We start from the raw sequence: 20,517 nt of genomic DNA on the forward strand, positions 1-20,517 counted from the left end.
CCTTTGGCGTGCTGCTTTTCGACGGCGCGTTCGGAGCCGGCGTGCGTCGCTTCCTCGATACGGCGCTGCAGATCCGCGAGCTTGCCCGCGGTCGTGTGAAGGTCGATCTCTTCCGGCTCGGACATCGGGATCGCGGCTCCCTGCCTGCTCAAAAGGGGGGACGGTTACTCATCCGTAGCGTAGTGCGGCCCCCCGCCGACAGCAGTGCGGCGTTTCCCACACCTAGGGTGGCTTGCATGACGCCGCGAGATGCCTCAGACGACAACCGCTGGTCCGACCTCGACCGTCCGCCCCTCAGCGCCGCGGCACTGCGGCGCGCCCTGGTGCGCGAGGGGAGTCTGTGGTCCGACGTGGAGGTGGTGCAGCGCACCGGCTCCACCAACTCCGACCTGGTCGCCCGCGCGGAGACGGGCAAGGCGGCCGAGGGCGCGGTCCTGATCGCCGAGGAGCAGACGGCCGCCCGCGGCCGCCTGGACCGGCGGTGGACGGCACCGCCGCGCTCCGGCCTGTTCTTCTCGGTCCTGCTGCGGCCGGAGGAGGTCCCGGTGTCCCGCTGGGGCTGGATCCCGCTGCTGACCGGGGTCGCGGTGGCCACCGGCCTGTCCCGGGCGGCGGGCGTCGACACGGCCCTGAAGTGGCCGAACGACCTCCTCGTCACCGTGGACGGCGAGGAACGCAAGGCCGGCGGCATCCTCGCCGAGCGGGCCGGGCCGGGCGGTGTGGTCGTCGGCGTCGGCATCAACGTCTCGCTGAAGGCGGAGGAACTGCCGGTACCGCAGGCGGGCTCGCTGGCGCTGGCCGGAGCGGTCAGCACGGACCGCGATCCGCTGCTGCGGGGGGTCCTGCGGGCGCTCGAGGACTGGTACGGCCGGTGGCGCGAGGCGGAGGGCGACCCTGCGGCGTGCGGTCTGCAGGAAACGTACGCGGCGGGCTGCGCGACGCTGGGGCGGACGGTCCGCGCGGAGCTGCCGGGGGATCGGTCCCTTGTGGGGGAGGCGGTGGCGGTCGACGGCGACGGCCGGCTGGTCCTCGCGACGAAGGACGGCGTACAGGAACCGGTCGGCGCGGGCGACATCGTCCACTTGCGCCCGGCGTGAGCGTGGGTTGGGGTAGGTCGAAGCACACATGACTGCAACGCCCCAAGAGGGCGCGGGGCTGCATCCGATGTGCGGCTCCGCCGCGTGGGCGCGACCAGCCACCCACAACCCGCACGAGAATGACCACGCGAGCCCCCTGCGGTCGGCCACACCGACGAACGGCGACAACGCAACGCGCCTCACCCCCGGCCCCCACGGAGTGAGTGAGCTGGCGCACACCTGCCGTAAAGTTGGAGGCCGGTCGATACCTGACCTCGGCAGATCGGAAGGGCAGCAGGCGTGACCGTCGACGACTCGGGCTCCGGGCCCGATGCCACCGACTCCGGCGAGGACCCCCTCGCCCTGCGCCTGGAACAGCTGATCCTCGGCGCCGAGCGGCGCTACACCCCGTTTCAGGCGGCCCGCAGTGCCGGTGTCTCCATGGAGCTGGCGTCCCGTTTCTGGCGTGCCATGGGCTTCGCCGACATCGGCCAGGCCAAGGCCCTCACCGAGGCGGACGTGCTCGCCCTGCGCCGGCTGGCCGGTCTGGTCGAGGCGGGCCTGCTCAGCGAGGCGATGGCCGTGCAGGTGGCCCGGTCGACGGGCCAGACCACCGCCCGGTTGGCGGAATGGCAGATCGACTCCTTCCTGGAGGGCCTGACCGAGCCGCCGGAGCCCGGCATGACCCGCACCGAGGTCACGTATCCGCTGGTCGAGCTGTTGCTGCCGGAGCTGGAGGAGTTCCTCGTCTACGTCTGGCGCCGCCAGCTCGCCGCCGCGACCGGCCGCGTCGTGCAGGCGGCGGACGACGAGGAGATGGTGGACCGCCGCCTCGCGGTGGGCTTCGCGGACCTGGTCGGGTTCACGCGGCTCACCCGCCGTATGGAGGAGGAGGAGCTCGGCGAGCTGGTCGAGGCGTTCGAGACGACGGCCGCCGACCTGGTGGCCGCGCGCGGCGGGCGGCTGATCAAGACCCTCGGCGACGAGGTGCTGTTCGCGGCGGACGACGCGGGCACGGCGGCCGAGATCGGGCAGCGGCTGATCGAGACGATGGCCAACGACGAGACGATGCCGGAACTGCGGGTCGGCATGGCGTTCGGCACGGTGACCACCCGTATGGGCGATGTCTTCGGTACGACCGTCAACCTGGCGTCCCGGCTGACCTCGATAGCGCCGCCGGACGCCGTCCTCGTGGACAGCGCCTTCGCGGAGGAGCTGATCCGCACCGGGGAGGCGCCCGCCTCGGAGGCGGAGGCGGCCGAGCGGGCCGCGGCCGCCGAGAAGGAGGGCGAGGAGCCGCCGACGTACCGCTTCGCGCTGCAGCCGATGTACCAGCGGCCGGTGCGTGGACTCGGCGTGGTGTCGCCCTGGCTGCTCGGCCGGCGCGACGACGGCCGCGCGTAACGGATCACCTCAGGAGCCCCGGAGGCGGCGGCTCACCCGAGGAGCCCCCGGATGTAGCGGCTCACCCGAGGAGCCCCCGGACGTAACGGCTCACCCCAGGAGTCCCCGCCCCAGGCACAGGTGGATGACCGGCAGGCACAGTCCCGGGTCGGGATCGTCGGGCTGCCCGGACGGCGGTGGAGTCGGCGGCGCGGTGGAGTGGGACGGGGCCGGCGCGGGCGCCGGGGGAGCCGGGACCGGTGCCGCGGTGGACGGCGGCGGGGCGGTGGGAGGCGTGGTGGTCCGCCCGGAGGCGGGGGCCCCGGCGGCGGGCGCGGGCGGAACCGGAATCGGCGACGCGGTGACGGCGGCCGACGGGCCGGGGCCGACGGCCGTCGTCGCCGGGACCGGGCCGGCGCTCACGCCGCCCATGACGTCCGCGGCGGAGGGACGGGGCCGCGGGGCGGCGGAGACGGTGGCGGCGGCGCCGGCCGACCGCTCGGCGACGGTACGGCGGCCGGGGTCGTCGCCGGTGCGGGGGCCGGCCTGCGCGGTGCCGAGCCCGGGGACATCGGCCTCGGGGGCCAGCCGGACGAGACCGAGCACGCCGGCGGCCAGGGCGAGGCCGCCGGCGGCGAGCAGCACGCGCCGGTGGCGGGGCCTGCGGTGCCTGCCGCCCGCGGTGGTCTGCTCTTGCGTGGTGGTGCGCTCGTCCGCGGTGGTCTGCCCTTCCGCCGTGGTCTGCTCTTCGCGCGCCGCTATGTCCGTCATCACGCCTCCCGGTCCTGCGCCCCCATGCGCCGTGGCGCACGCACGCTATGCGCTCCCCCGCACGGATGACCCGGCTTTGGGCGGGATGTCACTCGAACGGGTGCCCGGTGGTCCCTGCGCCCCCGGTCCGGCCCTTTTCCGGACGCGCCCGGCCTGCGATGATCGGGCCGTTGTCTTCTGTTAACCCGCGTTAACTTGGAGGGTGTCATGAGCGAGGAGCGGTTCGGGGAGTTCGTGCTGGTGCGGCGGCACGGGGACGAGGGTGCCCGGCATGTCGCGGAGCTGGCCCTCGACCGGCCCAAGGCCATGAACGCGGTCTCCACCGGGATGGCCCGCTCGATCGCCGCCGCGTGCGAGGCGCTCGGCTCCGACCGGGACGTACGCGTGGTGGTGCTGACGTCGACGCACGAGCGGGCGTTCTGCGTGGGCGCCGACCTGAAGGAGCGCAACTCCTTCTCCGACGCCGATCTGGTACGGCAGCGGCCGGTGGCGCGCGGTGCGTACACCGGCGTGCTGGAACTGCCGGTGCCGACGATCGCGGCGGTGCACGGCTTCGCGCTCGGCGGCGGCTTCGAGCTGGCGCTGTCCTGCGACCTGATCGTGGCCGACCGTACGGCCGTGGTGGGGCTGCCGGAGGTGTCGGTGGGCGTCACCCCGGGCGGCGGCGGCACACAGCTGCTGCCGCGGCGGGTGGGCGCGGCGAAGGCCGCCGAGCTGATCTTCACGGCGCGTCGGCTGGAGGCCGCGGAGGCGGCCGGGCTGGGCCTGGTGGACCACCTGGTCGACGCCGGCCAGGACCGCGAGGAGGCGCTGTCGCTGGCCGCGCGCATCGCCGGGAACTCCCCGGTGGGGCTGCGCGCGGCGAAGCGGGCACTGCGCCTGGGGCACGGGCTGGACCTGCGGGCCGGCCTGGAGGTCGAGGACGCGGCGTGGCGTTCCGTGGCGTTCTCCGGCGACCGGGCGGAGGGCGTGGCGGCCTTCAACGAGAAGCGCAGGCCGCAGTGGCCGGGGGAGTGAGGACGGTTCGCGTGCTGGGGGCGCCCGACGAGACCGCTCCACCCCTGCCCAGGGGACCCCGACCCGCACCCACACACACCTGTTCGCCCCATTAACGCACCTATTCGCCCGAAACCTCCCTAGCCTGGAGCAATGGGTGAGGACAGGCGGCTGGCCGCTGTGGTGGCTCTGGCGCAGGGGATGGCCGCGGCGCACAGCCCGCGGGAGTCGTGGCGCGCGGCAGCACTCGGCGGGTGCCGCGCGCTGGCCGGGAGCTTCGCAGCGCTGTCGGTGTGGGAGCGGGACCTCGGGCGGCTGCGGGTCCTGGTGAACGTGGGGGACCGGGCTGCGGAGGAAGAGGAGTTCCCGGTGGACGAGACGTACCCCGTCCACCAGTTCCCGGAGATCACCGAGTTCCTGCACGAGCGCTGGGCGGCGGGCGGTGAGCCCAACGCCTGGGTGGAGACCGCCGAGGGGCCGACGGCGGGCCATGCCGGCTACTGCCACCAGCGGGTCGCCGCGCTGCGCCGCCGGGGCCGCGGGTTCTGCGTGGTCGCGCCGATCGTCATGCACGGCCGCGCCTGGGGTGAGCTGTACGTCGCGCGCCGGGCCGGCTCTCCCGCCTTCGACCGCGGTGACGCGGACTTCGCGACCGTGCTGGCCGCGGTGGCCGCCGCCGGCCTGGCGCAGACGGAGCGGTTGCAGGAGGCGCGGCGGCTGGCCTTCACCGACGCGCTGACCGGGCTGGCGAACCGCCGTGCCGTGGACGCCCGCCTGGACGAGGCGATCGAGCGGCACCGCAGGGAGGGGGCGGTGGTCAGCCTGGTGGTGTGCGACGTGAACGGGCTCAAGAACGTCAACGACACCCTCGGTCACGCGGTGGGCGACCGCCTGCTGGAACGGTTCGGCTCGGTGCTGTCGCTGTGCGGGGCCATGCTGCCGGGGGCGCTGGCGGCCCGGCTCGGCGGCGACGAGTTCTGCCTGCTGGTCGTCGGACCGCCCGCCGAGGACGTGGTGAAGGTGGCCGACGAGCTGTGCCGCAGAGCCGCCGAGCTGGAGCTGGGGGAGGGCGTGGCCTGCGGGGTCGCCTCCACCGAGGAGCCGATCGGCCCGCTGCACTCGGCCCGTCGCCTCTTCCGTCTGGCGGACGCCGCCCAGTACCGTGCCAAGGCCGAACGCTCCGCCCGCCCGGTGGTGGCCGGCCAGGAGGGCCCGGACGACCCGGTGATCCGCCTGGCGGACCAGGCCACGGCGGAGGCGGCCCCGGAACGCCGTGCCTTCCGGGGCCGGCTGTAGGAAGTCTCCGTCAGGAAGTCTCCGTCGCCTGCGGCAGGCGCCCCGCGGTCTGCGAAAAGCGCCGTGCGGCCTGGTAAGGGGCGGACCCGCGACCCGCTGGTGACATCTTCGTCTTCAATGCGTACGCTCCTGAATATGGATATGCACACTGTGGTGGTGGGGACGTCCGGGGTGACCGCGTCCGACGTTCTCGCGGTCGCGCGCGACGGCGCACGTGTCGAGCTCTCCGAGGAGGCCGTGGCCGCCCTCGCCGCGGCCCGCGGGATCGTGGACGCGCTGGCGGCCAAGCCGGAACCCGTCTACGGCGTCTCCACCGGTTTCGGCGCCCTGGCCAGCCGCCACATCAGCCACGAGCTGCGCACCCAGCTCCAGCGCAACATCGTCCGCTCCCACGCCGCCGGCATGGGACCGCGGGTCGAGCGCGAGGTCGTCCGCGCGCTGATGTTCCTGCGGCTGAAGACCGTCTGCTCGGGTCACACCGGTGTCCGGCCCGAGGTCGCGCAGACCATGGCGGACATCCTCAACGCCGGTATCACGCCCGTCGTCCACGAGTACGGCTCCCTCGGCTGCTCCGGCGACCTCGCCCCGCTGTCCCACTGCGCCCTGACCCTGATGGGCGAGGGAGAGGCCGAGGGCCCGGACGGGGCCGTCGGGCCCGCCGGCGAGCTGCTCGCGGCGCACGGCATCGCGCCCGTCGAGCTGCGCGAGAAGGAGGGCCTGGCGCTCCTCAACGGCACCGACGGCATGCTCGGCATGCTGGTGATGGCGCTCGCCGACCTGGACCGGCTGTACAAGTCCGCCGACGTCACCGCGGCCCTGTCGCTGGAGGCGCTGCTCGGTACGGAGAAGGTGCTCGCGCCCGAGCTGCACGCCATCCGGCCGCACCCGGGCCAGGGCGCCAGCGCCGCCAACATGCTCGCCGTGCTCAAGGGCTCCGGCCTGACCGGGCACCACCAGGACGACGCGCCCCGCGTCCAGGACGCCTACTCGGTGCGCTGCGCCCCGCAGGTCGCGGGCGCCGGACGGGACACCCTCGCGCACGCCCGCCTGGTCGCCGAACGGGAGCTGGCCTCCGCCGTCGACAACCCCGTCGTCCTGCCCGACGGGCGCGTCGAGTCCAACGGCAACTTCCACGGCGCCCCGGTCGCCTACGTACTGGACTTCCTCGCGATCGCCGCCGCCGACCTCGCCTCCATCGCCGAGCGGCGCACCGACCGGCTGCTGGACAAGAACCGCAGCCACGGACTGCCGCCGTTCCTCGCCGACGACGCCGGCGTGGACTCCGGGCTGATGATCGCCCAGTACACACAGGCCGCGCTGGTCAGCGAGATGAAGCGGCTCGCCGTACCGGCCTCCGCCGACTCCATCCCGTCCTCCGCCATGCAGGAGGACCACGTGTCCATGGGCTGGTCGGCCGCGCGCAAGCTGCGCACCGCCGTCGGCAACCTCGCGCGCGTGATCGCCGTGGAGCTGTACGCGGCGACGCGGGCGATCGAGCTGCGGGAGGGTCTGACGCCCGCGCCCGCCTCGCAGGCCGTCATCGAGGCCGTACGGGCCGCCGGGGTCCAGGGGCCGGGCGCGGACCGGTTCCTGGCGCCCGACCTGGCCGCGGCGGACGCGTTCGTGCGTGACGGGCGGCTGGTCGCGGCGGTGGAGACCGTCACCGGCCCGCTGCGGTAGCGGGCCTTCGCTCGCGGGGCCCTGTCGCACTCCTGGTGCGGCGGGGCCCCGTTGCGTTCGGCGGCGGCCGGAGGTCCGCGGCGGGTGGGAAGCGGCGGGTCGGACGATGTGGATCAGAAGCGGCGGGTCAGAAGCCGAGCCGTTCCCGGCGTACCGAGTACACGACGAAGCCGGCGCCGAGGGAGAGGAAGACGCTCCCGCCGACGACGTACGGCGTGGTGTCGGGGCTTCCGGTGTCGGCGAGTTGGGCGCCGGAGAGCCCCGGGCCGTCCACGGCGGAGGTGTCCGCCGCGTTGTTCGCCGCCCGGGCCTGTGTCGTCGTGGCGTCCTGTGCTCTCGCCGGAGTCTCGGACGACGCGTTGGCGGACGGAACGAACCACAGGGCGCCCAGAAGGGTCGCCGCGGCGGTGGCGGTCAGCAACGAGCGGCGGGCGGATGACACGGACTATCGATCCCCTTGTGGCGCTGGCGAATTGGCCGGCGAATTGGCCGCGCGGGCCAATGCTTGGGGGCGATGCTAATGAAAGGCGCGGGTCGCGGGAAAGTTGTGGGAGCGGGGAGCCTTACGCTCCCGGCATGACCACTGAAGAGACATCACGTTTTGTGCGGCTTCGCGTGGAACTCGTGCTGGAGGTCGACGACGAACAGGCCGTGACGGCGGCGGCGCTGCGGCGCCTGGCCCAGGACCCGGAGATGCCGGAGGAGGAGCGCACGCAGGCCGAGGGGGCTGTGACGGAAGACACCGCCGAGGCGCTCGCCTATCTCGTCGACCCGTTCGACCTGGTCAGCGAGGTGCCGGGGGTGGAGTTGCAGCAGGCGTCCTGGTCGAGTGAGCGGATCGACTACGACCCGGACTCGCCGGACTGGGACCTGGACGAGGATGATGGCGACGAGGACGAGGACGACGAGGCGCACACCGGCTGACGCCGCGCAGGGGGTTTCCACGACCCCGGGCGGCAACCGCCGTCCGGGGTTTCGTCGTCTCAGGGGGCGCGCACGGACCGACACCCGCACCAACAGTCCGCCCGGCGGACGTGGTGTGTCCCACACCTCAGAGGAATGCGGAACGGGACGAACCGGTCGTAGCGTTGAACGTTCTTACGGGGCACTCGGGGTTTTCGGGATTTCGGCAACGATGGAGAAGCGTGTGATGACGGAGGGTAAGCGGCGCAAGGGTCTGATGGCCGCGTCCGCACTGCTCGGCGGGGTGCTGGTGCTCACCGGCTGTTCCGGCGGCGAGAAGGCGTCCGCCGGTGGCGGCGGCACCGACACCTCGGCCAAGGTCGACGAGGCGGCAGCCCAGAAGTCGTCCGAGGCGCAGATCACGATCACACCGAAGGACGGCTCCGACAACGCCTCCATCAACAACTCCGCGACCGTCACGGTGAGCAAGGGCACGCTCACGAACGTGACGATGACGTCCACCGACGGCAAGCAGGTCGCCGGCCAGCTGTCCGCGGACAGGACCAGCTGGAAGCCGAGCGTCCAGCTGCAGCGGTCGACCACCTACAAGGTCGCGGCGGAGGCCACCGACAAGGACGGCCGGGTCGCCCACGAGAACGCCTCCTTCACCACCGTCTCCCCGGCCAACAGCTTCATAGCGAACTTCACGCCGGAGGACGGCGCCACTGTCGGCGTCGGCATGCCGGTGTCGATCAACTTCAACAAGGCGATCACCAACAAGGCGGCCGTCCAGAAGGGCGTCACCGTCACCTCCAGCAGCGGCCAGGAGGTCGCCTGCCACTGGTTCAACGCCAACCGCATGGACTGCCGCCCCGAGCAGTACTGGCAGGGCGGCTCCACCGTCACCCTCAAGCTCGCCCTGGACGGCGTCGAGGGCGCGCCCGGTGTCACGGGCGTGCAGCAGAAGACGGTCTCCTTCCACATCGGCCGCAACCAGGTCTCCTACGTCGACGCGAAGACCAAGCAGATGAAGGTCACGCAGGACGGCAAGGTCATCAAGACCATCCCGATCTCCGCCGGCGCGCCCGACCACAAGACGTACCAGGGCCAGATGGTGATCTCCGAGAAGTTCAAGGAGACCCGGATGAACGGCGCGACGGTCGGCTTCACCGACGACGACGGCAAGGGCGAGTACGACATCAAGGACGTGCCGCACGCCATGCGCCTGTCGAACTCCGGCACCTTCATCCACGGCAACTACTGGGGCGCGAAGTCCATCTTCGGCTCGGTCAACACCAGCCACGGCTGCGTGGGCCTGTCCGACACGAAGGGCGCCAACGACCCCTCGACCCCGGCCGCGTGGTTCTACACCCACTCCCTGGTCGGTGACGTCGTCGTCGTGCAGAACACCGGCGACAAGACGGTCGCCCCGGACAACGGCCTCAACGGCTGGAACCTGAGCTGGTCCGCCTGGAAGGCCGGCTCGGCGCTCTGAGCGAGGCTCTGACGCTCCACTGAGGCGGCCGTCCCCCGGAAACCCGGGGGACGGCCGCCTTTCCGCTCCCGTACGCTGCCGCGCATGATCCGCCTGGAACGCCTCCGCCCCGACCACGCGGACGCGCTGCTGTCCTTCGAACGCGACAACCGCGCGTACTTCGCCCGCACGATCCCCGACCGCGGCGACGCCTACTTCACCGACTTCCCGGCCCGCCACGCGGCGCTCCTCGCCGAACAGAACGCGGGCGTCTGCCACTTCCACGTCATCCTCGACGCCGAGGGCCGCCTCGCCGGCCGCGTCAACCTGATGGACGCGGCCGCGGGCACCGCCGAACTCGGCTACCGCGTCGGCGAACGCTTCACGGGGCGGGGGGTGGCGAAAGCGGCGGTGGCAGAGGTCTGCCGCCTCGCGGCCGGCACATACGGCCTGTCATCCCTGACGGCACGGACCACCCTGGACAACGCGGCCTCCATGGCCGTACTGACGGGCTCGGGCTTCACGGCGGTGGGGGACACGATCGTCGGCGGACGGCCCGGCAGACGCTTCGAACGCCGGCTGCCCTGACCCCGGCCTGCGTTCTCATCCTTCTCTCACAGCGCCCTTATCCCACCGTCACGCGCCCCGCCTAGCTTGCCCCGCATGTTCTTCACCTACCTCAGGCGCGAGTTGCGGCGCCGTAGAAAGGCGGCCCTCGTCGTCGCCTCCGGGCTTGCGCTGGGGATCGCGCTCGTCATCGTCGTCAACTCCGTGTCGGCCGGCATGGGGAAGGCGCAGGACACGGTGTTGCAGTCGCTGTACGGGCTGGGCACCGACATGACCGTCACCAAGGCCGCCGCGCCCGCGGCCGACGGGGCGCAGCGGCCGCGGTTCCGGTTCGGGGCGCGGGACAGCGGGGACAGCACCGAGCAGAGCAGTGACCGGGTGATGGTCCAGGGCTTCCAGACGCTGGCCTCCTCCACCGTCACCCAGGTCGGGAAGCAGAGCGGGGTCGCCGATGCCGTCGGCGGCCTGAGTCTGCAAGTGCTCAAGGTCAGCGGCCAGTTCAGCCGGGGGGAGTTCCAGCAGCACCGCAGCGGCGGCGGCCCGCGCGGGTACGGGCAGTCCGGCGGGGAAGTCAAGGGCGGCGGCGCCGACTTCGACGTCAACTCCTACTCCGTCTACGGCACCGACGTCACCAAGCCCGCCCTCGGGCCGCTGACCTCCTCGAAGATCAGCAGTGGGCGGACCTTCCGGGCCTCGGAGAGCAACGCCGCCGTCGCCGTCGTCGACTCCGCGTACGCCAAGGAGAAGAAGCTCGCCGTCGGGTCCGGCGTGACCGTCAAGGGCGTCACGTTCTCCGTCGTCGGCGTCGCCACCGCCGACAGCGGGGACCCTGCCGCCAATCTCTACATTCCGCTGAAGCGGGCGCAGACCCTCGCCGGGGCCGCGGACAAGGTCACCACCGTCTACGTCAAGGCAACCGACTCCCAGCGGATCGACAGCGTCAAGGCGGCGATTCAGAAGAACGTCTCCGGGACCACCGTCACCACCTCCGCCGATCTCGCCGACACCGTCTCCGGGTCCTTGTCCACCGCCTCCTCCCTCGCCACCAGCGTCGGCACGTGGCTGTCCATCGTGGTGCTCATCGCCGCGTTCCTCGTCGCCGGGCTGCTCACCTCCTCCGCCGTGTCGCGGCGGGTGCGGGAGTTCGGCACGCTGAAGGCGCTCGGCTGGAAGTCGAGGCGGGTCACCGGGCAGGTCGTCGGGGAGGCCGTCGTCAACGGGCTGCTCGGCGGGGTGCTCGGCATCGCGCTGGGACTGGCGGGGGCGTACGCCGTCTCCGCCGTCAGCCCCACGCTGCAGGCCCAGTTGGGCGGCGGGAGCGGCAACGGCGGCGGCTTCGGCGGGCCCGGCCGGCACGTCGCCGAGCGCACGCTGGACGTCGCGCTCACCGCGCCCGTGTCCCTCACCACCGTCGTGCTCGCCGTCGGCCTCGCCGTGGCCGGCGGGCTGATCGCCGGGGCGTTCGGCGGCTGGCGGGCTTCGCGGCTGCGCCCGGCGGACGCGCTGCGCCGCGTCGCATAGCAGCCCGTCCGGCCCGGACGCCGCCCCGCCGAGCGGACGCTCGCCTCCACCCGCCCACCCGACCCAGGGACACCCCATGTACGAACTCAACGGCGTCACCAAGCGCTACACCCGCGGCAAGGACACCGTCCACGCCCTCGACGGCGTCGACCTCACCATCCACGACGGCGACCGGCTCGTCATCCAGGGCCCGACCGGCGGCGGCAAGTCCACGCTGCTGCAGATGCTCGGCGGGCTGGACCGGCCGACCTCCGGCGACGTCGTCCTCGACGGTGTCGATCTGGCCAAGTTGCCGGAGGCCCGGCTCACCCGGGTGCGCAGCGAGACCATCGGTTTTGTCTTCCAGTCCTTCAACCTCATCCCCACGCTGACCGCGCAGGAGAACGTCGAGACCGCCCTCGTACCCCTCGGGGTGAAGACGAGGGAACGGCGGGAGCGGGCCGCCGAGGCGCTCGCCTCCGTGGGGCTCGGGGAGCGGCTCGGGCATCTGCCGGGCGAGATGTCCGGCGGCCAGCAGCAGCGTGTCGCGATAGCCCGCGCGCTGGTCAAGCGGCCGAAGGTGCTGCTCGCGGACGAGCCCACCGGCAACCTCGACGAGGGCATGCGCGACGAGGTGATGGAGGTGCTGGAGCGCATGTGGAAGGAGCACGGGCTGACCTTCGTAATGGTCACTCACGACTCCGCGCTGGCACGGAAAGCACCCCGGCTCGCGATCCTGCGCAAGGGTCGGATCGCGGTGACGGAAAACGCCAACTCATGACGTAGGGCCGTATTGAGGCACTGATCACCCCCCGGCATACTGCGGGCTCCGGGGGGTTGACGTGCGGACGTACGAGACTGCCCCCGGCCGGGTGACAGGGGAAATCACCCGGTACCCAGCAAGGGGGAGTTTTGCGCAGACAAGTGAAGAACGCGGGCGCGGTCGCTGTTGCCGCCGCGGCCGCGACAGCGCTCGCCGCGGGCATGACCAGCCCGGCGGCGGCCGCCCCGCACACGCAGCGCGCGACCGGCGCCGCCCAGGCCCGGCCATCGCTGAAGACCACGCACCGCATCACCCTCATCACCGGTGACCGGGTCGCCGTCGACGCCGAGGGACGCGTCGCCGGCCTGGAGCGGGCCAAGGGCCGCGAGAACATACCCGTTCAGATCCGCACCGTCCGCGGGCACACCGTGGTCCTGCCCGCCGACGCGGCCCGCATGGTCGCCACCGGCGTGGTCGACCAGCGGCTGTTCGACATCACCGAGCTGACCCGGTCGGCGACCCTCAAGGCCCAGAAGAACGGCCTGAAGGTCATCGTCGCCTACCGGGGCGCCGCCGCCACCGCCCGCGCGGAGGTACGCGAGGCCGGCACCCTGCGCCGGACGCTGACGACCTTGAACGCCGACGCCGTGCAGACACCGCAAGCCGAGACGCCCGCACTGTGGGACGCCGTCACGAACGGCGGCCGCACCGCCTCCGGCATCGCGCACGTCTGGCTCGACGGCGTCCGCAGGGCCAGCCTCGACACGTCGGTGCCGCAGATCGGCGCACCGGCCGCGTGGGCCGCCGGGTACACCGGCAAGGGCGTGAAGATCGCCGTCCTGGACACGGGCGTCGACGCCTCCCACCCCGACCTGAAGAGCCAGGTCGTCGCGGCGAAGAACTTCTCCGCCGCCAAGGACGCCACCGACCACTTCGGCCACGGCACGCACGTCGCGTCCATCGCGGCCGGCACCGGCGCCAAGTCGGGCGGCAAGTACAAGGGCGTCGCGCCCGGCGCGCGCATCCTCAACGGCAAGGTCCTCGACGACAGCGGCTCCGGTGACGACTCCGGCATCCTCGCCGGCATGGAGTGGGCGGCCCAGCAGGGCGCCGACGTCGTCAACCTCAGCCTCGGCGGCCCCGACACGCCCGACATCGACCCGCTCGAGGCCGAGGTGAACAAGCTGTCCGCCGACAAGGGCATCCTGTTCGCGATCGCCGCGGGCAACGAGGGCCCGGAGTCGATCGGTTCGCCGGGCAGCGCGGACGCCGCGCTCACCGTCGGCGCCGTCGACGGCAAGGACAAGCTCGCCGACTTCTCCTCCACCGGTCCGCGCGCCGGCGACGGCGCCATCAAGCCGGACGTGACCGCGCCGGGCGTCGACATCACCGCCGCCGCGGCCAAGGGCAGCGTCATCGACCAGGAGGTCGGCGAGAACCCGGCCGGCTACCTGACCATCTCGGGTACGTCGATGGCGACCCCGCACGTCGCGGGCGCCGCCGCGCTGCTGAAGCAGGAGCACCCCGACTGGGGGTACGCCGAGCTGAAGGGCGCGCTGACCGGTTCCGCGAAGGGCGGCGCGTACACGCCGTTCCAGCAGGGCAGCGGCCGTATCGCCGTGGACCGGGCCATCAAGCAGGCCGTCGTCGCCGACCCGGTGTCGGTGGGCTTCGGCACGCAGGCCTGGCCGCACACCGACGACAAGCCCGTCACCAAGCAACTGACGTACCGCAACCTCGGCAAGAGCGACATCACGCTGAAGCTGTCCGCGTCGGCCACCGACCCCAGGGGCAAGGTGGCCCCGGCCGGCTTCTTCACGCTCGGCGCGAGCAGCGTGACGGTCCCCGCCGGCGGCAGGGCCTCGGTGGACCTCACCGTCGACACCAAGCTGGGCGGCACCCTCGACGGCGCCTACTCGGCCTACGTGACGGCGAGCGGCGGCGGGCAGAGCGTGCGGACCGCCGCGGCCGTCCAGCGCGAGATCGAGTCGTACGACGTCACCGTCAGGCACATCGGCCGCGACGGCAAGGCGACCGACGGCTACCTCACCGACCTGTTCGGCTACGCCGGCCTGGCCCAGGACCGGCACTACCAGCCGCCGGTCGTCGCCTCCGGCACCACCACGCTGCGCGTGCCCAGGGGCACCTACCTGCTGGACGCGTGGATCGCGAAGGACTTCAGCCAGTTCAAGGGCGGCATCGACTGGCTCGTGCAGCCCAAGCTGGACGTCACCAGGAACCTGACGGTCACCCTCGACGCACGCACCGCCAAGAAGGCCGACATCACCGTCCCGGACCGCGCCGCCAAGCCGCTGTCCGCGACCGTCGACTACGCCTACGACGCCGCCGGCGTCCTCGCCGGGTTCAGCCAGACGTCCTTCGCGGACGTGCGGATGGCCGCGCTCGGCCCGGACGTCACCGGCCTGACCCAGACCTGGAACGGCCAGTGGACCAAGGGCGCCAGGGCCGAGTACGACGTGGCCACCAGCGCCGAGGTCAAGCGCGTCCAAGGCGGCAAGGTCCGCCACTTCACGGCCCGCGAACTCACCACCGTGCGGGCGAACCTCGGTGCGTCCGCCCCTGGCAAGACCGGCGGCCTGACCGCGCTCGGCTTCCTGCCGGGCGACGTCGCCGTCGGGACGGCGGTGGCGCAGAAGCTGCCGGGCACGCGCACGCTGTACCTGTCGACGGCCGACAAGATCCAGTGGACGTTCGGCTTCGAGCAGTACGCGGGCAAGGACGCCGACGGCTTCCCGGTCGTGGACGCCGCCTACGGTCCCGGCGACCCGCAGACCCTCGCCGCGGGCAGGACGTACACGAAGACCTTCAACACCGCGGTCTTCGCCCCGCACGTCGACGCCGACTACGGCGTCTTCCGCGAGGGCAACACCCTCTACGGCATGCTGCCGCTGTTCGCCGACGGCAGCGCGCACGCCGGGGCGTCGGCCCTCACCGGGGCGACCACGACGCTGTACCGCAACGGCAAGAAGGCCGGCTCCAACCATGACCCGCTCACCGGCGACGGCCAGTTCACGGTCCCGGCCGGCGACGCGGCCTACCGGCTGTCCGCGTCGGCGAGCCGCAGCGCCAAGGTCGCGGGCGTGTCCACCCGGATCGACGCGAGCTGGACCTTCCGCTCCGCGAAGCCCGCGTCCGGCCGGCAGGCCAGGCTGCCCGTCTCCACGGTCCGCTTCAACGCCGCGACCACGCTGGACGGCAAGGTCGCCGCGGGACGCACGGCCACCTTCCCCGTCGTCGTCGAGGGCGCGGCCGCCGGCCGCGACCTGAAGTCCCTGACGGTGTGGGCGTCCTACGACGGCGGCAAGACCTGGAAGAAGGTCCAGGTGAAGAAGGGCACGGTCACCCTGAGGAACCCGGCGGCCGGCAGGTCCGTCTCCTTCCGCGCCGCCGTCAGCGACAAGAAGGGCGACACGGCGACGATCACGGTCTTCAACGCGTACTACGGCAAGTGACCCGGTCGCACTGACCGACGGCCACTGAACACCCCGCCCGCCGCAGCGAGTTCCCGCGGCGGGCGGTGGTGTGTCCGCAGCGGCGGATCAGCCGTGGTGGGGCGTCGACTCCGTGCCCGCGCGGGTCGCGTCCGTGCCCCAGCTGGCCAGCAGGCGCAGTGATTCCGCCGACGCCGAGCCCGGCTCGGCGTGGTAGGTGATCAGCGACTGCTCACTGCCGTCGGTCAGCCGGAACGACTCGAACTGCAGGGCCAGATCGCCCACCAGCGGGTGGTGCAGATGCTTGACGCCGTGGGTCTTGTCCTTCACGTCGTGCGTCGCCCACAGTCGGCGGAAGTCCTCGCTCTTCACGGACAGCTCCCCGACCAGCGCCGACAGCCGCGGATCGTCCGGATAGCAGCCGGCGTCCATGCGCAGCGCGCACACGATGTCGATCGCCTTCTGCTCCCAGTCCACGAACAGCTCACGGTACTGCGGGCGCAGGAACGTCAGCCGCGCCCAGTTCCGCTCCGCCGCCGGCAGCTCCGCCCAGTCCCCGAAGAGGGCCGCGGCCATGGAGTTCCAGGCCAGGATCTCCGCGCGCCGCCCCACGACGTACGCCGGGACGCCGTCCATCACGTCCAGCAGTTGCCGCAGCGCCGCCCGCACCTGCTGCGGACGCGCCGCCGGCTTCTTCTTGTGCCGCTTGGGCTTGGCCAGATGCGTGAGGTGCGCGTGCTCGGCGTCCGTGAGCCGCAGCGCGCGGGCGATGGAGTCCAGCACCTCCGCCGACACGTTCCGCCCGTTGCCCTGTTCCAGGCGCGTGTAGTACGCCACCGACACCCCGGCCAGCTGCGCCAGCTCCTCGCGCCGCAGCCCCGGCACCCTGCGGTGCCGGCCGTAGTCCGGCAGGCCCACGTCGGACGGCTGCAGCCGGGCCCGGCGGGTGCGCAGGAACTCGCTCAGCTCGGCGCGGCGGTCGAGCGCGGCGCCGCCGGCGGCCTCCGGCTCACCGACGGCCTCGGGCGCGGGTTCGGGCCCGGTCTCGGGCGCGGGTCCGGGCGCGGATTCGGGGTGTACGTCCATGTCGTCCAGTATTCCGGGTCGTACGCACAGGAGCCTGACCCCGCCAGTGGTACGCACGGCGTGCGTACGCAAAGCCGTGGCCTGGGTGAACGCGCGCGGCTGCGGCAGTCTGGGTGACGTGCCCGGCCGGAAGGCAGGCCGGGCGCGGACGTTTCTTGGCTAGGAGAACCCCGGCATGACCACCCCTGTCGCCGCGTACGCCGCATCCGCCCCCAAGGCGCCGCTGGAGCGCACCACCATCGAGCGCCGCCCGGTCGGTGAGCACGACGTCCTGATCGACATCAAGTACTCCGGTATCTGCCACTCCGACATCCACCAGGCCCGCGAGGGCTGGGGCGAGGCCATCTTCCCGATGGTCCCCGGCCACGAGATCGCCGGCGTCGTCGCCGAGGTCGGCTCCGGTGTCACGAAGTACAAAGTCGGCGACCGCGTGGGCGTCGGCTGCATGGTCGACTCGTGCCGCGCGTGCGAGAACTGCAAGGCCGGCCAGGAGCAGTACTGCACCGGCGGCGGCATGGTCGGCACGTACAACGCGATCGGCAAGGACGGCGAGCCCACCTACGGCGGCTACGCGCAGAAGATCGTCGTCGACCAGGACTTCGCCGTCCGCATCCCCGACGGCCTGTCCCTCGACGTCGCCGCCCCGCTGCTGTGCGCGGGCATCACCCTGTACTCCCCGCTCAAGCACTGGGGCGCCGGCCCCGGCAAGAAGGTCGCGATCCTCGGCATGGGCGGCCTCGGCCACATGGGCGTGAAGATCGCGCACGCGCTGGGCGCCGAGGTGACCGTGCTGTCGCAGTCCCTGCGCAAGAAGGACGACGGGCTGCGGCTGGGCGCCGACCACTACTACGCCACCAGCGACCCGAAGACGTTCGAGGAGCTGGCGGGCACCTTCGACCTGATCGTGTCGACGGTGTCGGCGCCGCTGGACTTCAACGCCTACCTGTCCCTGCTGAAGACCGGCGGCGCCCTGGTGAACGTGGGCGCGCCGGAGGAGCCGGTCTCGCTCAACCTCTTCTCGGTGATCGGCGGCCGCAAGACGCTCGCCGGTTCCATGATCGGCGGTATCGCGGAGACCCAGGAGATGCTGGACTTCTGCGCCGAGCACGGCTTCGGCGCCGAGATCGAGCTGATCCGCGCCGACCAGATCAACGAGGCGTACGAGCGGGTGCTGAACAGCGATGTGCGGTACCGGTTCGTGATCGACACGGCGACGATCTGACGTCTGCCGTCTGACGTCAGTCGTGAGGGCCCCGGGGTGCTGTGCGCCCCGGGGCCCTTGTGCGCGGTCGTCCGTCAGTAGTGGGTGCCGCCGTCGATGCGGATCTCGGTGCCGGTGATGAACTTCCCGTCCTCACAGGCCAGCATCGCGACGACCCCGGCGACCGCCTCGGTCCCGGCGAACCCCTCCCCGAGCGCGGGGGCGAGCTTGGTGAACAGGCTCCAGTCGGTGTCCTGCGGCAGGCCGGGACCCTGGCTCTGCTTGCTCTGGCCGGAGCCGTCGGTCATGCCGGACGAGATGGACCCGGGCTGCACCGCGGTGAACCGGATGCCCTGCTTGCCGTACTCGGCGGCCAGCGCGTGCGTCATGGACTGGATGCCGCCCTTGCTCGCCGCGTACGCCGCCATGTACGGGTGCGCGAACGCCGCGGACGTCGAGCTGAAGTTGACCACGGCCGGCGCGTCGCCCTCGAGCAGTGCCGGTATCGCCTCGCGGATCATCAGGAAGGTGCCGGTCAGGTTGACCGTGATCACCTTGGTGAAGTCGGCGAGGGACGTTACGTGGGTGTGCGAGGAGCGCAGGATGCCGGCCGCGTTGACCAGTACGTCGAGACCGCCGAGCGCGTCGAGGGCGGCGGCGACCCCCTGCCGTACGGAGTTCTCGTCGGAGATGTCGACGGCGAGGGTGGTGAGCCGGTCGGCTGCGGCGCCGGCCTTGGCGGCGGTGTCCTTCAGGCCCGCCTCGCTGACGTCGGCGGCGACCACGCGGCCGCCCTCCGCGAGCAGGCGCAGGGCGGTGGCCTGGCCGATGCCGGAGCCGGCGCCGGTGATCAGCGCGCGGCGGCCTTCGTAGCGGTTCATGTTCTCTCCCTGGGGTGCGGGCCGGTTCGGCGTGACCGACCACAGTGCACCGTACGCCTGAGTGGCACGTTTTGCCATCAAGTCACTTTGTGTCTTACGTCCCTCGGTTGGTCCCCCGCTCACGCCGTACGCTTCCTGCCATGAACCAGCCGAGGACCTCGCTCACCGAGCGCCGCAAAGCCGCCACGCAGCTCGACATCGCCCGCGCGGCGGCGGAGCTGTTCGCGGAGAAGGGGCCCGACGGCACGACCGCCGAGGAGATCGCGGCCCGCGCCGGGGTCGCGCTGCGGACCTTCTACCGGTACTTCCGCAGCAAGCAGGACGCGGTCGCCCCCCTGCTCGCCTCCGGCGGCGACCGCTGGCGCACGCTGCTCGCGGAGGCCGGCCACAGGGCCGGGGACGGGGTCGGGGACGGGAAGGGGGCCGGGGCCGGGGACGGGAATGGGGCGGCGGGGGAGGCCGGGGACGGTGGTGGGTCGGTGGGGGCCGGTGGCGGGGGCGGGCTCGCTCAGGCTCTGGAGGCTGCCGTCGTCGCCTCCCTCACACCGCCGGACGACACGGCGAGGGAGGCCCTGCGCTGGACCCGCGGCCTGCTCAGGGTCGCGGAGTCGGACCCGGCCCTGCGGTCGGTCTGGTACGACGTCAACCGTGAGTCGGAGGAGAAACTCCTTCCGGTCCTCGCGGAGCTGGCCGGCCCGGATGCCGACCCGCTGCACCTGCGCCTCCTCGCCGCCGCGGCGACCGACGCGATCCGTGTGTCCCTGGAAACCTGGGCGACGACGGACGCCGGCACCACCGGCGAGGGCTCCCCGGCGGAACTGGCGGTGCGCTGCCTGCGGGAAGTGGCCGCAGGGCTACGGCTTCTGGCGTGAGGACCCGGGCACGGAATCGCCCGGAGCCCTCATGCGTTGAGCACGGTGGGCAAGCTGACGAGTTTTGGAGGGTCGCAATGGCTGCGCAGACGCAGAGGGCCGTGCTGGCGGGCGGATGTTTCTGGGGCATGCAGGAACTGATCCGCCGGCTCCCCGGCGTGACGGGGACCCGGGTCGGATACACCGGGGGTGACGTGCCGAACGCGACGTACCGTGACCACGGCACGCACGCGGAGGCCATCGAGATCCTCTTCGACCCGGCGAAGACCGACTACCGGGCCATCCTGGAGTTCTTCTTCCAGATCCACGACCCGAGCACCAAGAACCGCCAGGGCAACGACATCGGTCTCAGCTACCGCTCGGCGATCTACTACGTGGACGACGAGCAGAAGCGGATCGCCGAGGACACGATCGCGGACGTGGACGCCTCCGGTCTGTGGCCCGGCAAGGTCGTCACCGAGGTGGAGCCGGCCGGCCCGTTCTGGGAGGCCGAGCCGGAGCACCAGGACTACCTGCAGCGTTACCCGGAGGGTTACACCTGCCACTTCCCGCGCCCGGGATGGCGGCTGCCCACCCGCGCGGAGAGCTGACCGGGAGGGAGCCCGGCGGCCGGGAG

General features: G+C 72.5%; 18 protein-coding genes. 14 read left to right on the top strand and 4 right to left on the bottom strand.

Features of this window, described 5'->3' with window-relative positions; translation table 11 throughout:
- Positions 1-236: 236 nt before the first annotated feature.
- Positions 237-1,097, top strand: coding sequence for a biotin--[acetyl-CoA-carboxylase] ligase (locus AC0B9F_RS13825; RefSeq protein ID WP_472002163.1), 861 nt, complete (start codon positions 237-239; stop codon positions 1,095-1,097).
- 279 nt (positions 1,098-1,376) lie between these two features.
- A complete protein-coding gene (locus AC0B9F_RS13830) occupies positions 1,377-2,480 on the top strand; it encodes an adenylate/guanylate cyclase domain-containing protein (RefSeq protein ID WP_472002165.1) in 1,104 nt (367 codons plus the stop codon).
- Positions 2,481-2,570: 90 nt separating this feature from the next.
- On the opposite strand, the gene AC0B9F_RS13835 is transcribed toward AC0B9F_RS13830, so the two are convergent.
- The gene (locus AC0B9F_RS13835) at positions 2,571-3,230 is read right to left on the bottom strand and encodes a hypothetical protein (RefSeq protein ID WP_472002167.1); all 660 of its coding nucleotides are present in this window, start codon (positions 3,228-3,230) and stop codon (positions 2,571-2,573) included.
- 207 nt (positions 3,231-3,437) lie between these two features.
- On the opposite strand from AC0B9F_RS13835, the gene AC0B9F_RS13840 reads away from it, so the two are divergent.
- From AC0B9F_RS13840 to hutH, 3 genes are all read left to right on the top strand, one after another.
- The gene (locus AC0B9F_RS13840; RefSeq protein ID WP_472002168.1) at positions 3,438-4,247 is read left to right on the top strand and encodes an enoyl-CoA hydratase/isomerase family protein; all 810 of its coding nucleotides are present in this window, start codon (positions 3,438-3,440) and stop codon (positions 4,245-4,247) included.
- A gap of 132 nt (positions 4,248-4,379) precedes the next feature.
- The gene (locus tag AC0B9F_RS13845; RefSeq protein WP_472002170.1) at positions 4,380-5,522 is read left to right on the top strand and encodes a GGDEF domain-containing protein; all 1,143 of its coding nucleotides are present in this window, start codon (positions 4,380-4,382) and stop codon (positions 5,520-5,522) included.
- A gap of 141 nt (positions 5,523-5,663) precedes the next feature.
- On the top strand, positions 5,664-7,202 hold the full coding sequence (gene hutH, locus AC0B9F_RS13850) for a histidine ammonia-lyase (protein WP_472002949.1): 1,539 nt from the start codon (positions 5,664-5,666) through the stop codon (positions 7,200-7,202).
- Positions 7,203-7,329: 127 nt separating this feature from the next.
- Here hutH and AC0B9F_RS13855 read toward each other — a convergent pair whose 3' ends face one another.
- Complete coding sequence (locus tag AC0B9F_RS13855; RefSeq protein WP_472002172.1) at positions 7,330-7,644, bottom strand: LAETG motif-containing sortase-dependent surface protein; 315 nt, start codon at positions 7,642-7,644, stop codon at positions 7,330-7,332.
- 134 nt (positions 7,645-7,778) lie between these two features.
- Between AC0B9F_RS13855 and AC0B9F_RS13860 the strand changes: the two genes are divergently transcribed.
- The 6 genes from AC0B9F_RS13860 (at position 7,779) to AC0B9F_RS13885 (ending at position 15,882) form a co-directional block, all read left to right on the top strand.
- On the top strand, positions 7,779-8,126 hold the full coding sequence (locus tag AC0B9F_RS13860; protein WP_472002174.1) for a hypothetical protein: 348 nt from the start codon (positions 7,779-7,781) through the stop codon (positions 8,124-8,126).
- Positions 8,127-8,352: 226 nt separating this feature from the next.
- Positions 8,353-9,600, top strand: coding sequence for a L,D-transpeptidase (locus AC0B9F_RS13865; RefSeq protein WP_472002175.1), 1,248 nt, complete (start codon positions 8,353-8,355; stop codon positions 9,598-9,600).
- Between the two features lie 84 nt (positions 9,601-9,684).
- The gene (locus AC0B9F_RS13870) at positions 9,685-10,167 is read left to right on the top strand and encodes a GNAT family N-acetyltransferase (protein ID WP_472002177.1); all 483 of its coding nucleotides are present in this window, start codon (positions 9,685-9,687) and stop codon (positions 10,165-10,167) included.
- A gap of 75 nt (positions 10,168-10,242) precedes the next feature.
- A complete protein-coding gene (locus AC0B9F_RS13875; protein WP_472002179.1) occupies positions 10,243-11,667 on the top strand; it encodes an ABC transporter permease in 1,425 nt (474 codons plus the stop codon).
- Between the two features lie 76 nt (positions 11,668-11,743).
- Positions 11,744-12,427: an ABC transporter ATP-binding protein gene (locus tag AC0B9F_RS13880; protein ID WP_472002181.1), complete on the top strand. Its 684-nt coding sequence runs from the start codon at positions 11,744-11,746 to the stop codon at positions 12,425-12,427.
- 131 nt (positions 12,428-12,558) lie between these two features.
- Positions 12,559-15,882 (top strand): S8 family peptidase, encoded by a 3,324-nt coding sequence (locus AC0B9F_RS13885; RefSeq protein ID WP_472002183.1) that lies wholly within the window; start codon positions 12,559-12,561, stop codon positions 15,880-15,882.
- A gap of 87 nt (positions 15,883-15,969) precedes the next feature.
- Here the strand turns inward: AC0B9F_RS13885 and AC0B9F_RS13890 are convergent, their stop codons facing one another.
- Positions 15,970-16,947 (bottom strand): MmyB family transcriptional regulator, encoded by a 978-nt coding sequence (locus tag AC0B9F_RS13890; protein WP_472002185.1) that lies wholly within the window; start codon positions 16,945-16,947, stop codon positions 15,970-15,972.
- Positions 16,948-17,122: 175 nt separating this feature from the next.
- Between AC0B9F_RS13890 and AC0B9F_RS13895 the strand changes: the two genes are divergently transcribed.
- A complete protein-coding gene (locus tag AC0B9F_RS13895) occupies positions 17,123-18,169 on the top strand; it encodes an NAD(P)-dependent alcohol dehydrogenase (RefSeq protein WP_472002187.1) in 1,047 nt (348 codons plus the stop codon).
- 74 nt (positions 18,170-18,243) lie between these two features.
- Here the strand turns inward: AC0B9F_RS13895 and AC0B9F_RS13900 are convergent, their stop codons facing one another.
- A complete protein-coding gene (locus AC0B9F_RS13900; protein WP_472002189.1) occupies positions 18,244-19,029 on the bottom strand; it encodes an SDR family NAD(P)-dependent oxidoreductase in 786 nt (261 codons plus the stop codon).
- Positions 19,030-19,169: 140 nt separating this feature from the next.
- Here AC0B9F_RS13900 and AC0B9F_RS13905 point away from each other — a divergent pair, with 140 nt between their 5' ends.
- Positions 19,170-19,901, top strand: a complete 732-nt coding sequence (locus tag AC0B9F_RS13905) for a helix-turn-helix domain-containing protein (RefSeq protein ID WP_472002191.1) — start codon at positions 19,170-19,172, stop codon at positions 19,899-19,901.
- A 77-nt stretch (positions 19,902-19,978) separates the two neighbouring features.
- Positions 19,979-20,491: a peptide-methionine (S)-S-oxide reductase MsrA gene (gene msrA, locus AC0B9F_RS13910; protein ID WP_472002193.1), complete on the top strand. Its 513-nt coding sequence runs from the start codon at positions 19,979-19,981 to the stop codon at positions 20,489-20,491.
- Positions 20,492-20,517: the final 26 nt, after the last annotated feature.

This window comes from Streptomyces sp. NPDC097129, assembly GCF_055668065.1.

What these genes read in the sequence shown, in the direction of transcription:
- AC0B9F_RS13825 (WP_472002163.1), top strand. Translation starts at nt 237, where the DNA reads ATGACGCCGCGAGATGCCTCAGACGACAACCGCTGGTCCGACCTCGAC.
- AC0B9F_RS13835 (WP_472002167.1), bottom strand. Translation starts at nt 3,230, where the DNA reads ATGACGGACATAGCGGCGCGCGAAGAGCAGACCACGGCGGAAGGGCAG.
- AC0B9F_RS13840 (WP_472002168.1), top strand. Translation starts at nt 3,438, where the DNA reads ATGAGCGAGGAGCGGTTCGGGGAGTTCGTGCTGGTGCGGCGGCACGGG.
- AC0B9F_RS13845 (WP_472002170.1), top strand. Translation starts at nt 4,380, where the DNA reads ATGGGTGAGGACAGGCGGCTGGCCGCTGTGGTGGCTCTGGCGCAGGGG.
- hutH (WP_472002949.1), top strand. Translation starts at nt 5,664, where the DNA reads ATGCACACTGTGGTGGTGGGGACGTCCGGGGTGACCGCGTCCGACGTT.
- AC0B9F_RS13860 (WP_472002174.1), top strand. Translation starts at nt 7,779, where the DNA reads ATGACCACTGAAGAGACATCACGTTTTGTGCGGCTTCGCGTGGAACTC.
- AC0B9F_RS13865 (WP_472002175.1), top strand. Translation starts at nt 8,353, where the DNA reads ATGACGGAGGGTAAGCGGCGCAAGGGTCTGATGGCCGCGTCCGCACTG.
- AC0B9F_RS13870 (WP_472002177.1), top strand. Translation starts at nt 9,685, where the DNA reads ATGATCCGCCTGGAACGCCTCCGCCCCGACCACGCGGACGCGCTGCTG.
- AC0B9F_RS13875 (WP_472002179.1), top strand. Translation starts at nt 10,243, where the DNA reads ATGTTCTTCACCTACCTCAGGCGCGAGTTGCGGCGCCGTAGAAAGGCG.
- AC0B9F_RS13880 (WP_472002181.1), top strand. Translation starts at nt 11,744, where the DNA reads ATGTACGAACTCAACGGCGTCACCAAGCGCTACACCCGCGGCAAGGAC.
- AC0B9F_RS13890 (WP_472002185.1), bottom strand. Translation starts at nt 16,947, where the DNA reads ATGGACGTACACCCCGAATCCGCGCCCGGACCCGCGCCCGAGACCGGG.
- AC0B9F_RS13895 (WP_472002187.1), top strand. Translation starts at nt 17,123, where the DNA reads ATGACCACCCCTGTCGCCGCGTACGCCGCATCCGCCCCCAAGGCGCCG.
- AC0B9F_RS13900 (WP_472002189.1), bottom strand. Translation starts at nt 19,029, where the DNA reads ATGAACCGCTACGAAGGCCGCCGCGCGCTGATCACCGGCGCCGGCTCC.
- AC0B9F_RS13905 (WP_472002191.1), top strand. Translation starts at nt 19,170, where the DNA reads ATGAACCAGCCGAGGACCTCGCTCACCGAGCGCCGCAAAGCCGCCACG.
- msrA (WP_472002193.1), top strand. Translation starts at nt 19,979, where the DNA reads ATGGCTGCGCAGACGCAGAGGGCCGTGCTGGCGGGCGGATGTTTCTGG.